The following is an 11,287-nucleotide window of genomic DNA, read 5'->3' on the forward strand; positions in this document are numbered from 1 at the left end:
CTCACGCCTCCTTCGGGTCGACGGGGGCGGAGGGGCGGCGGGTGCGGCGCAGGGGCGGCTTGGCGCCGAGTGCCTTCGGGTCCAGGCCGGAGTACTTGTGGCCGCTGGAGAAGAACTTGCGGCGGGCGAGGATCGTCATCAGCGGCTTGGTGAAGAGGAAGACGACGACCACGTCGAGCACGGTGGTCAGGCCGAGGGTGAACGCGAAGCCCTGGACCTTGCCGACGGTGACGATGAACAGCACCGCGGCGGCGAGGAACGACACGAAGTCGGAGACCAGGATGGTGCGCCGGGCGCGCGGCCAGGCCCGCTCGACGGCGGGACGCAGCGAGCGGCCCTCGCGGATCTCGTCCCGGATGCGTTCGAAGAACACGATGAAGGAGTCCGCGGTGATACCGATCGCGACGATCGCGCCGCAGACCGCCGGGAGGTTCAGCGCGAAGCCGATACCCGGGCCGAGCAGCGCCATGATCACGTAGGTGAGGATGGCGGAGACCAGCAGCGAGGGGATCGCGATGACCGACAGGCCGCGGTAGAAGATCAGCAGGTAGATGACGACCAGCGCGAGGCCGATCGCGCCCGCGATCAGACCGGCGTGCAGCTGCTCACCGCCGAGGGCCGCGGTCACCGTGGTGACGCTGTCCTCCTTGAAGGTCAGCGGCAGGGCGCCGTAGGACAGCATGTTGGCGAGGCTCTGGGCCTCTTCCTGGGTGAAGCTGCCGGAGATCTCCGCGTTGCCGCCCGTGATGGACGAGCTGACGTACGGGCTGGAGACGACCTGGCCGTCGAGGACGATGCCGAACTCGTTCTGCGGGGTGGTGTTCTTCGCCAGCTCGCCGGTGATCGAGGCGAACTTGTCGGAACCCTTCCCCGTGAAGTCCATGGTGACCTGCCAGCCGGCGGCGGTCGTCGTGTTGTAGACGGCCTGCGCCTTCTTGACGTCCGTGCCGTCGACGGCGGCGGGACCGAGCAGGTACTTGTACCAGACGCCGGAGACCTTGCCGCAGGCCACGGTCGCTTCCTTGGCGGTGGCGTCCTTGCCCGCGGTGTTCTGGACCGCCTTCTTGGAGCAGTCGAGCGCGGTGTACTGGGCCTCCAGCTTGGCGGCTGCCGCGCTGGCGGCGCTGGAGCCGCTCGGCGACGGGGTGGCGCTGGGGCTAGCGGAGGAGGTGGCGTCGGCCTTCAGCGCGTCGCTGGCGGCGCGGCCCTGAGAGGTGGCGGTGGCCGTGGGGGTCGCGGAGCTCGAGGAGGAACCGGTCGCCTTGGGGGTGGCCGAGCTCGAAGAGCTGCCGGACGCGCTGCTGGACGCGCTCGGCGAGGGGCTCGCCGCGGCGCCCGCGGACGCCTCCGTGGCCAGGACCGGGCGGAAGTACAGCTTGGCCGTGGTACCGACCTGCTGGCGCGCTTCCTCCGAGTTCGTGCCCTTGGGGATGTTGACGATGATGTTCCTGCTGCCCTGCGTCTGGACCTCGGCCTCCGAGACACCAAGACCATTGACACGGCGGTTCATGATGTCGACCGCGGTGTCCATGTTGGTCTTGTTGATCGCGGATTCCTGGCCCTTCTCCGGGACGGCCCGGAGGGTGATGCTCGTGCCGCCGGCCAGGTCGATGCCGAGACGCGGAGTGTTGTGCCCGGATGCGAACATGCCACCGGTGAGCGCCACGATGGCGATCAGGATGAGGGCCAGCGAGCGCCCCGGCTTGCTCTGGGCGCTCGCGCTACGGCCCCTCTTAGGTGCTGCCACCTTCTCGTACTCCCTCTCGGGCCGCTCGGCGCCGGGTCAGCGCGGCTGCGGCCATGACATGGTGTCGGGATCCCGTGCGAGCGACGCACGTACCCGGGTGCGCGGGGCGCGAGCGGGTCGCGCCCCGCTCCCGGGACGTCACTACTTCGCGTCGGAGTCGCCGTCGGTCTTCTTCGGCTCTTCTTCCGTCTTCGCCTCTGCGGCCTCGGCCGGCTCCTCGGTGGCGTCGGCCGGGTCGACGGCCGCGTCCTTCTTGCCGAGGTCGATGGGCTTGTCGTCGGAAGAGTCGGCGGCGGGCTCGTCGGTCTCGGTGAGGGAGGAGGCGTCGTCCGGGACGATCTCGGCGTCGTCCTTCAGGTCGTGCTCGACGCCGTGGACGATGCGGTTGTACTCGTCGTCGGTGAGGACGGCGCCGATCGCGTTCTTCGCGAAGAGAAGCTCGACGCCCGGGCCCGCGTCGAGAAGGACCGTCTCCTCGTTGACCTCCTTGACCGTCGCGTACACGCCCCCGATCGTGCGGACGCCGGTGCCGGGCTGCATGTCATTACGCATCGACGCGGCCGCCTGCTGCTTGCGCTTGGCAGAGCGGGTCATCAGGAACATGGCCCCGATGAGCACGATGAAGGGGAGGAGGGTCACGATATTCACGGGACGGAATTTCCTTCGCACGACCGCGGCGGTGAGCGGCCTGGTGGATGGGGGTGGTCGGCGCCGCCCACAAAGGCGGCATCGGCGGAGTCTAAGCGAGTCCACGCTGATGGAACAACGCTCAGCATGGCACCGGGGTTCCTGCCCCGGCCAGTGCCCCCGCCGTCACGCCCCGAACAGGTCCCCTTGTCCGTTTCCCCCGGTTGACGCGCGGGGCGGGGTGAGGCCGAGATGTGCCCACGCGGCCGGGGTGGCGACGCGTCCGCGCGGGGTGCGGGCCAGCAGTCCCTCCCGTACGAGGAAGGGTTCGGCGACCTCCTCGACGGTCTCGCGCTCCTCCCCCACGGCGACGGCGAGTGTGGACAGGCCGACCGGTCCGCCGCCGAACAGTTTGAGCAGGGCTTCGAGGACACCCCGGTCGAGCCGGTCGAGGCCGCGGCCGTCGACCTCGTAGACCTGGAGGGCGGCCCCCGCGATGTCCTGGGTGATGAAGCCGTCGGCCTTGACCTGCGCGTAGTCCCGGACGCGGCGCAGCAGCCGGTTGGCGATGCGGGGCGTGCCGCGGGAGCGGCCGGCGATCTCGGCGGCGCCGGCCGGGTCGATCTCCACGTCGAGGAGGTTCGCGGAGCGGTGGATGACGCGCTCCAGCTCGGCGGGTTCGTAGAACTCCATGTGCGCGGTGAAGCCGAAGCGGTCGCGCAGCGGGGGCGGCAGCAGGCCCGCGCGCGTGGTGGCGCCGACCAGGGTGAACGGGGGCAGCTCCAGCGGGATCGCGGTGGCGCCGGGGCCCTTGCCGACGATGACGTCGACGCGGAAGTCCTCCATCGCCATGTAGAGCATCTCCTCGGCGGGCCGCGACATGCGGTGGATCTCGTCGAGGAAGAGGACCTCGCCCTCCTGGAGGGAGGAGAGGATCGCGGCGAGGTCGCCGGCGTGCTGGATGGCGGGGCCGCTGGTGATGCGGATGGGAGCGCCCATCTCGGCCGCGATGATCATCGAGAGGGTGGTCTTGCCGAGGCCGGGGGCACCGGAGAGCAGGACGTGGTCGGCGGTGGCGCCACGCGCGCGTGCGGCGCGCAGCACCAGGTCGAGCTGTTCGCGGACCTTCTCCTGGCCGATGAACTCGCCCAGGTCCTTGGGGCGCAGGGCGGCCTCGACGGCCTGGTCCTCGCGGTCGGCGACCGAGCCCACCAGCCGCTCGGCGGCGGTCTCGTCGGTCGTGTCGTCCCAGTTCACTGACGTTCTCCTAGCGGGCGCGGTTCAGGGTCTGCAGGGCGGCCTTGAGCAACTGCCCCACCTGCGGCGCCCCTTCGGCGGCCTCGGCCTGCGGTGCTACGGCGGACACGGCCTCGTCGGCCTCGCGGGTCGCGTACCCGAGGCCGATGAGGGCGGCGTGCAGCTGGTCGCGCCAGCCGCTGGTGACCGGGGCGCCGACCGCGGGGGCGCCGACCGGGGCGCCGAGCCGGTCCTTGAACTCCAGCAGCAGCTTCTGCGCGCCCTTCTTGCCGATGCCCGGCACGGCCATCAGTGCCTTCTCGTCCCCGGAGGCGACGGCCCGGCGCAGCGCGTCCGGGGTGTGCACGGCGAGCATGGCCTGCGCGAGCCGGGGGCCGACGCCGGTCGCGGTCTGGAGCAGCTCGAAGATCTGGCGTTCGTCGTCGTCCACGAAGCCGTACAGGGTGAGGGAGTCCTCGCGGACGACCAGGGAGGTGGCGAGCTTGGCGGGCTTGCCGAGGCGGAGCGTGGACAGCGTGTTCGGCGTGCACTGGACGGCCATGCCGACACCGCCGACCTCGATCACCGCGGTGTCGGGGGCGAGTGCGGCGACCGTGCCGCTGACGAAGGCGATCATGCGGTACGGCCTTTCGGGGCTTGCCGGGTGTTCGGGGCTTGCGGGGTCTTCAGCGTGCCGGCCGCGTGCTGGGCGATGGCCTGCTGAAGGCGGTTCTGGGCGACCGCCTGCTGGAGGCGGTTGGTCGCGGGGCCCCGCCAGATGTGGCAGATGGCCAGCGCGAGGGCGTCGGCCGCGTCGGCGGGCTTGGGGGGTGCGTCGAGCCGGAGCAGCCGGGTCACCATGGCGCCGACCTGGGCCTTGTCGGCGCGACCGCTGCCGGTGACGGCGGCCTTGACCTCGCTGGGGGTGTGCAGGGCGACCGGGATGCCGCGGCGGGCGGCGCACAGCATCGCGACGGCGCTGGCCTGGGCGGTGCCCATCACCGTACGGACGTTGTGCTGGCTGAACACCCGCTCCACGGCGACGAATTCGGGCCGGTGTTCGTCCAGCCACGCTTCGATGCCCTGCTCGATGGCGACCAGGCGCAGGCCCAACTCGGCGTCCGCCGGGGTCCGTACGACACCGACGCCGACCATGGTGAGCGGCCGGCCCGCGACTCCTTCGACGACACCGACACCGCATCGCGTCAGTCCGGGGTCCACCCCGAGTACTCGCACGCCGACCCCCCTCGTTCGATCTCCCCGGTTTCGCCGGGGGCATCCCCCGTTCGTGCAGGCTATCGGGTGTCACTGACAAAGCGACGGGCCGACGGGGTGTGTCCCGTCGGCCCGTTCGGTTTGTCGGCGGCTCAGGCGTCGACCTTCTCCATGACCTCGTCGCTGACGTCGAAGTTGGCGAAGACGTTCTGCACGTCGTCGCTGTCCTCCAGGGCGTCGATCAGCTTGAAGATCTTGCGGGCACCGTCCTCGTCGAGCTCGACCTGCATGGTCGGGACGAAGTTGGCGTCGGCGGAGTCGTAGTCGATGCCGGCGTCCTGGAGCGCGGTGCGGACCGCGACCAGGTCGGTGGCCTCGGAGATGACCTCGAAGGACTCACCGAGGTCGTTGACCTCCTCGGCGCCCGCGTCGAGCACGGCACCCAGGACGTCGTCCTCGGACAGCTCGCCCTTGGGGACGACGACGACACCCTTGCGGTTGAAGAGGTACGAGACGGAGCCGGGGTCGGCCATGTTCCCGCCGTTGCGGGTCATGGCGACGCGGACGTCGGAGGCGGCGCGGTTGCGGTTGTCGGTGAGGCACTCGATGAGCACCGCGACCCCGTTCGGGCCGTAGCCCTCGTACATGATCGTCTCGTAGTCGGCGCCACCGGCCTCGAGACCGGCACCGCGCTTGACCGCGGAGTCGATGTTCTTGTTCGGGACCGAGCTCTTCTTGGCCTTCTGGATGGCGTCGAACAGCGTCGGGTTGCCGGACACATCGGCACCACCGGTACGGGCCGCAACCTCGATGTTCTTGATCATCTTCGCGAAGAGCTTGCCGCGCTTGGCGTCGATCACGGCCTTCTTGTGCTTCGTCGTAGCCCATTTAGAGTGGCCGGACATCTGCCTGTCTCCTTCGCGTAACCCAACTCTTTACGAACCCCAGAGATCCTACTAGGACCCCGGAGCCAGGTTCGCGCGCACCATGTCGACGAACAGGGAGTGCACGCGGTGGTCGCCGGTCAGTTCCGGGTGGAACGACGTGGCGAGCGCGTTGCCCTGACGGACCGCGACGATGTGGCCCTCGTGTTCGGCGAGGACCTCTGTCTCGGCACCGACGGACTCGACCCAGGGGGCGCGGATGAAGACGCCCTCCACAGGATCGCCCTCTATGCCCCGGACGTCGACAGCTGCTTCGAAGGATTCGTTCTGCCGTCCGAAGGCGTTGCGGCGCACGATCATGTCGATGCCGCCGATCGTCTCCTGGCCCGAGCGCGGGTCGAGGATCTTGTCGGCGAGCATGATCAGGCCGGCGCAGGTGCCGTAGACGGGCATACCGGCACGCACGCGCGTGCGCAGCGGGTCCATCACTCCGAAGAGGACGGCCAGCTTGGAGATGGTGGTCGACTCACCCCCGGGGATGACGAGACCGTCCACCTCGGCGAGTTCCTCGGGGCGCCTGACCTGCCTGGCCACGGCGTCGGCCGCGGCCAGGGCGATCAGGTGCTCCCGTACGTCGCCCTGGAGAGCGAGGACGCCGATGACAGGGGCTGAAGAAACATCCGCCATGGGTGGTTACCAGCCGCGGTTGGCGTAGCGCTCGGCCTCGGGGAGGGTGTCGCAGTTGATGCCGACCATGGCCTCGCCGAGGTTGCGGGACGCGTCCGCGATGATCTTCGGGTCGTCGTAGAAGGTGGTCGCCTTCACGATCGCGGCGGCGCGCTTGGCCGGATCGCCGGACTTGAAGATGCCGGAGCCGACGAAGACGCCCTCGGCGCCGAGCTGGCGCATCAGGGCCGCGTCGGCGGGGGTGGCGACGCCGCCGGCGGAGAACAGCACGACCGGGAGCTTGCCCAGTTCGGCGACCTCGCGGACGATCTCGTACGGCGCGCGCAGCTCCTTGGCGGCGGCGTACAGCTCGTTGTTGTCGAAGCCGCGCAGCTTGGCGATCTCGTTCTTGATCTGGCGCAGGTGACGGACCGCCTCGACGACGTTGCCGGTGCCGGCCTCGCCCTTGGAGCGGATCATCGCGGCGCCCTCGGCGATGCGGCGCAGGGCCTCGCCCAGGTTGGTGGCACCGCAGACGAAGGGGGTCGTGAAGGCCCACTTGTCGGAGTGGTTGACCTCGTCGGCCGGGGTGAGGACCTCGGACTCGTCGATGTAGTCGACGCCGAGGGACTGGAGGACCTGGGCCTCGACGAAGTGGCCGATACGGGACTTGGCCATGACCGGGATGGAGACCGCCTCGATGATCTCCTCGATCATCGTCGGGTCGGACATCCGGGCCACTCCGCCGTCCTTTCGGATGTCGGCGGGGACCCGCTCCAGGGCCATGACGGCCACGGCGCCGGCGTCCTCGGCGATCTTCGCCTGTTCGGCGTTGACCACGTCCATGATCACCCCGCCCTTGAGCTGCTCGGCCATCCCGCGCTTCACGCGCGCGGTGCCGGTCTCGGGAGTCTGGGCGGAGCTGGGGGTGCTGGACACGGGGTGACCTCACTCGGTGAAAGAGGGTTTCTGCAGTACCGAGGAAACGTGAGAGGTGCAGGCCACAGCAAGGGCCAATGAACAGCCGGTGGATCGTTTTCGAACCGGCGCGCCGTGTGGGTGTGTTCCACGGCTGTCTTCCAGGGCCATGTTCCGCGGCTGAGTTCTGTGGCTTTGTTCTACGGCTGTGCTGCGCTGCCGTTTCGCTACGCGGCCCGGTCCACCAGTGCCGCCGGGGGCTCGTCGTCCATCTCGAAGGCCATCGGGAAGGGGGCGTGTCCGGCCAGCCGGAACCAGCGGACCTTGCGGTGCCGGCGCAGGGCGCGGGCCGCGCGTACGGCGTCGTTGTGGAAGCGCCGGGCCATGGGCACCCGCCGTACCGCCTCGGTGAGTTCGTGGGTCGCCGCCTCTCCCCCGGGAGCCTCGCGCACGCCCTCCACCTGGGGGGCCTCCGCGAAGACGGCACGCAGCGCCTGGCTCAACTCGCTCTCGGCGACCTCCCGTTGCTCCTCCTCGGCCTGCCGTGCGGCGTGCGCGGCTTCGTAGAGGACGATCGAGGCGGCGGGGTCGAGGACGCCGGAGGTGGCCAGTTCCTGGGTCACCGAGGCGCGGCGCAGCAGTTGGGCGTCCAGGGCCGCGCGGGCCGCGTCGATCCGGGCGTGCAGCCGGTCGAGCCGTCCCGCGGTCCAGCTCAGGTACAGGCCGATCGCGACGACGGCGACGAGGATCCAGATCAGGGTTGCGGTCACGGGCGGCAAGGCTACCGGGCCGTTCCACTGGGGTTGACCGGGTCTCGTGCGGGGTGTTGGTGCGGGCGTTGTGGGGGCTGCCGCCCCCACGCCCCCGCTTCGGCCTGGACGGCCTCGTCCTCAAACGCCGGACGGGCTGGATATAGCCGGCCTTGGCTGGGAACCGCAGCCGTCAACCCCGCCCCATCAGTCCCGCGCCAACCCGAACCTCGCCCGCAGTCCCGTCCGTTCGTCCGTCGCCACCGCTGCCGCGCCCGCGGTCACCGTCTCGTACACGGAGAGGATGTCCGCGCCGACCGTCGACCAGTCGAAGCGCCGTACGTGGGTGCTGCCGTTGCGCCGCAGGTCCGCCAGGCGGTCGGGGTCGCCCAGGAGGCGTACGGCGGCCTCGGCGAGGGCGTCGGCGTCGCCGTTGGTGAAGAGTTCGCCGGCGCCGCCCTGGTCGAGGACCTGGGCGAAGGCGGGGAGGTCGGAGGCGAGGACCGGGGCGCCTGCGGACATGGCCTCCACGAGGATGATGCCGAAGCTCTCGCCGCCGGTGTTGGGGGCGACGTAGAGGTCGATGCTGCGGAGGAAGCGGGCCTTGTCCTCGTCGCTGACCATGCCGAGGAACTCGACGCGGGAGCGCAGATCCTCGGGGAGGGACTCGACGGCCTCCTCCTCGTCGCCCCGTCCGGCGACCAGGAGTCTGGCCTGCGGGTGTGCGCCGAGGATCTTCGGCAGGGCCTTCATGAGGACCGGAAGGCCCTTGCGGGGTTCGTCGATGCGGCCGATGAAGCCGATGGTCCCGCCCTGCCATTCGGGCTTGGGTTCGGCGCGGGCGAAGAAGTCGACGTCGACGCCGTTCGGGATGACGACCGCGTCGCCGCCGAGGTGTTCGACGAGGGTGCGCCGGGCGTACTCGCTCACGGCGATCCGGGCGCTGATCTTCTCCAGCGCGGCCTGGAGGATCGCGTACGCGGCGATCATCGCCCGGGAGCGCGGGTTGGAGGTGTGGAAGGTGGCGACGATCGGGCCCTGGGCGGCCCAGCAGGCGAGGAGGCCGAGGGACGGGGAGGTCGGTTCGTGGATGTGGATGACGTCGAACTCGCCGTCGTGCAGCCAGCGTCGGACCCGGGCGGCGGACAGGAAGCCGAAGTTCAGACGGGCCACCGAGCCGTTGTACGGCACCGGGACGGCACGGCCGGCCGAGACGACGTACGGCGGCAGCGGGGTGTCGTCGTCGGCCGGGGCCAGGACGGACACCTCGTGGCCGAGCCGGATGAAGTACTCGGCGAGGTCTCTGATGTGGAACTGGACGCCGCCCGGGACGTCCCAGGAGTAGGGGCAGACGATGCCGATCCTCACGAGGGCCCCTTGCTGGGATCGAGGTCCGCGAGCCACAAGCGCTGGAGCATGTGCCAGTCCTCCGGGTGGTCGGCGATGCCGGTGGCGAAGGCGTCTGCCAGCGCCTGTGTCATGACAGACGTCTTCTCGGCCCGGTCGCCTGACTCGGGCACCTCGACCGGCGGATGGACCCGGCCCTGCATGACCGGTGAGTCGTCGTACCAGAGCGTCACGGGGAGCAGCAGCGCGCCCGTCTGCTGGGCGAGGAGGGCCGGTCCCGCGGGCATCCGGGTGGCCTCGCCGAAGAACGTCACCTCGACCCCGGAGGCGGACAGGTCGCGTTCGGCGACCAGGCAGACCAGGCCGCCGTCCCGCAGCCGCCGGGCGAGGGTGCCGAAGGCGGTGCCGCCGCTGTGCGGGAGGACCTCCATGCCGAGGCCCTCGCGGTAGGCGACGAAGCGGTCGTAGAGCGTCTCGGGCTTGAGGCGTTCGGCCACCGTGGTGAACGGGGTCTCCAGGGCGGTGGTGACCCAGGCGCCCGCGAGGTCCCAGTTGGCCAGGTGGGGCAGCGCGAGGACGACACCGCGGCCGGAGGCGATGCCGTCGGTGAGGTGGTGCAGGTCCTTGGGGTCGAAGCCCGTGCGGATCCGCTCGGCGCTCCAGGCGGGGAGCCGGAAGGACTCCATCCAGTAGCGGAGGTAGGACCGCATGCCCGCGCGCGAGAGCTCGGCGAGCCGCTCGGGGCTCGCGTCGGGCACCACGCGCGCGTAGTTGCTCTCCAGCCGCTGGACGCCCTTGCCGCGGCGCTTCCAGGCGAGGTCGGCGATGGTGCGGCCGAGCCGGACGGCGACCGGCTCGGGGAGTTTCTTGACGGTGCTCCAGCCGACGCCGTAGAGCGTGTCCGTCAGCCGCTCCCGGGCACTGCTCACGGGGTGGCCCCGCTGCTGTGCTGCGCGGCCTCCTGAGCGGCCGCGGCGTCGGCCTCGGCGGCCTCACGGCGGACCGTGACGACGCGCTGGATCAGCGTGACGAGACTGCCCACGGCGACGATCCACAGCGCGATCGGCAGCAGCCACTGGATGCCCGGGACGCCGAACTTGTGGAGCCCGGCGAGGCCGCACGCGACCAGCGAGATGACGAGCCGCTCGGCGCGCTCGACCAGGCCGTTGACGGCGACCGGCAGGCCGATCGCCTCGCCGCGCGCCTTGGTGTACGACACCACCTGGCCGCTGGCCAGGCAGAAGATCGAGACGGCGCACAGGGCGATGTTGTCGCCGCCGCCCGCGTACCAGAGGGCCAGACCGCCGAAGACCGCGCTGTCCGCGACCCGGTCGAGCGTGGAGTCCAGGAAGGCGCCCCAGCGGCTGGAACGGCCCAGCTGGCGGGCCATGTTGCCGTCGACGAGGTCGGAGAACACGAACAGCGTGATCACGACCGTGCCCCAGAAGAACTCGCCCATGGGGTAGAAGACCAGCGCGCCCGCGACCACTCCGGCGGTGCCGAGGAGGGTGACCGTGTCGGGGCTGACGCCCCGGCGGATCAGAAACGCGGCGAACGGCGTGAGGACACGCGTGAAGAATGCACGCGCGTACTTGTTCAGCATGGCCTTCCCGAGGGTCGGTTTCGCCGCGCGGCCCCTGCTGGCCACCGGCTGGCCCATCGTAGCGACGCGCGCGCGTGGGCGACGGCCGGGCACCCGTGCGCCCGGGTCACGACTCGATGCCATCGGTGCCGGCGGCTCGATGCCATCGGTGCCCGCGGCCGGATCGCGTCCGCTGTATGGACGCACCGTGACGGGAGTGGAAAGCTCGAAGGACCGCGGGCGTCATCGGAGCCGCCACCGCACGCGGCTGCGTGTGTCCGCGCCCACAGTGACCTCACCGTGTACGGGAGGCAAG

At 70.7% G+C, this 11,287-nt stretch carries 12 protein-coding genes; all 12 read right to left on the reverse strand.

Annotated features, from left to right (window positions below):
• Position 1: 1 nt before the first annotated feature.
• The 12 genes from secD to pgsA all read right to left on the reverse strand — a co-directional run bounded on the left by secD (position 2) and on the right by pgsA (position 11,049).
• Positions 2-1,747, reverse strand: a complete 1,746-nt coding sequence (secD, locus tag ACIRB1_RS18775; protein WP_403466295.1) for a protein translocase subunit SecD — start codon at positions 1,745-1,747, stop codon at positions 2-4.
• Positions 1,748-1,888: 141 nt separating this feature from the next.
• On the reverse strand, positions 1,889-2,395 hold the full coding sequence (gene yajC, locus ACIRB1_RS18780; RefSeq protein ID WP_403466296.1) for a preprotein translocase subunit YajC: 507 nt from the start codon (positions 2,393-2,395) through the stop codon (positions 1,889-1,891).
• Positions 2,396-2,560: 165 nt separating this feature from the next.
• Positions 2,561-3,631, reverse strand: a complete 1,071-nt coding sequence (gene ruvB / locus ACIRB1_RS18785; RefSeq protein WP_352180403.1) for a Holliday junction branch migration DNA helicase RuvB — start codon at positions 3,629-3,631, stop codon at positions 2,561-2,563.
• Between the two features lie 10 nt (positions 3,632-3,641).
• Entirely contained in the window at positions 3,642-4,247 is a 606-nt protein-coding gene (gene ruvA / locus ACIRB1_RS18790) for a Holliday junction branch migration protein RuvA (protein ID WP_403466297.1), read from the reverse strand.
• Positions 4,244-4,846 (reverse strand): crossover junction endodeoxyribonuclease RuvC, encoded by a 603-nt coding sequence (ruvC, locus tag ACIRB1_RS18795; RefSeq protein ID WP_403466298.1) that lies wholly within the window; start codon positions 4,844-4,846, stop codon positions 4,244-4,246. The genes ruvA and ruvC overlap by 4 nt, the downstream gene beginning before the upstream one ends.
• Before the next feature lie 131 nt (positions 4,847-4,977).
• A complete protein-coding gene (locus ACIRB1_RS18800) occupies positions 4,978-5,730 on the reverse strand; it encodes a YebC/PmpR family DNA-binding transcriptional regulator (protein ID WP_352180401.1) in 753 nt (250 codons plus the stop codon).
• 51 nt (positions 5,731-5,781) lie between these two features.
• Positions 5,782-6,396 carry a pyridoxal 5'-phosphate synthase glutaminase subunit PdxT gene (gene pdxT, locus ACIRB1_RS18805; RefSeq protein ID WP_266766978.1) on the reverse strand — a complete coding sequence of 205 codons (615 nt, stop codon included), beginning with the start codon at positions 6,394-6,396 and terminating at the stop codon, positions 5,782-5,784.
• Positions 6,397-6,402: 6 nt separating this feature from the next.
• A complete protein-coding gene (gene pdxS / locus ACIRB1_RS18810; RefSeq protein WP_401952368.1) occupies positions 6,403-7,314 on the reverse strand; it encodes a pyridoxal 5'-phosphate synthase lyase subunit PdxS in 912 nt (303 codons plus the stop codon).
• Between the two features lie 206 nt (positions 7,315-7,520).
• The gene (locus ACIRB1_RS18815; RefSeq protein WP_352180400.1) at positions 7,521-8,063 is read right to left on the reverse strand and encodes a hypothetical protein; all 543 of its coding nucleotides are present in this window, start codon (positions 8,061-8,063) and stop codon (positions 7,521-7,523) included.
• 186 nt (positions 8,064-8,249) lie between these two features.
• Entirely contained in the window at positions 8,250-9,410 is a 1,161-nt protein-coding gene (locus ACIRB1_RS18820; protein ID WP_403466299.1) for a glycosyltransferase family 4 protein, read from the reverse strand.
• A complete protein-coding gene (locus ACIRB1_RS18825; protein WP_403466300.1) occupies positions 9,407-10,318 on the reverse strand; it encodes a phosphatidylinositol mannoside acyltransferase in 912 nt (303 codons plus the stop codon). The genes ACIRB1_RS18820 and ACIRB1_RS18825 overlap by 4 nt, the downstream gene beginning before the upstream one ends.
• Positions 10,315-11,049: a phosphatidylinositol phosphate synthase gene (gene pgsA, locus ACIRB1_RS18830; RefSeq protein WP_352180397.1), complete on the reverse strand. Its 735-nt coding sequence runs from the start codon at positions 11,047-11,049 to the stop codon at positions 10,315-10,317. Before pgsA ends, ACIRB1_RS18825 begins: the two co-directional genes overlap by 4 nt.
• Positions 11,050-11,287 lie beyond the last annotated feature (238 nt).

It is taken from the genome of Streptomyces sp. NPDC096013 (assembly GCF_044763565.1).
Classification (GTDB): Bacteria; Actinomycetota; Actinomycetes; order Streptomycetales; family Streptomycetaceae; genus Streptomyces.

Bases quoted from the DNA above. Each gene is read 5' to 3' on its own strand.
- pdxT (WP_266766978.1), bottom strand. From the start codon at position 6,396: ATGGCGGATGTTTCTTCAGCCCCTGTCATCGGCGTCCTCGCTCTCCAG.
- ACIRB1_RS18800 (WP_352180401.1), bottom strand. From the start codon at position 5,730: ATGTCCGGCCACTCTAAATGGGCTACGACGAAGCACAAGAAGGCCGTG.
- pgsA (WP_352180397.1), bottom strand. From the start codon at position 11,049: ATGGGCCAGCCGGTGGCCAGCAGGGGCCGCGCGGCGAAACCGACCCTC.
- ruvA (WP_403466297.1), bottom strand. From the start codon at position 4,247: ATGATCGCCTTCGTCAGCGGCACGGTCGCCGCACTCGCCCCCGACACC.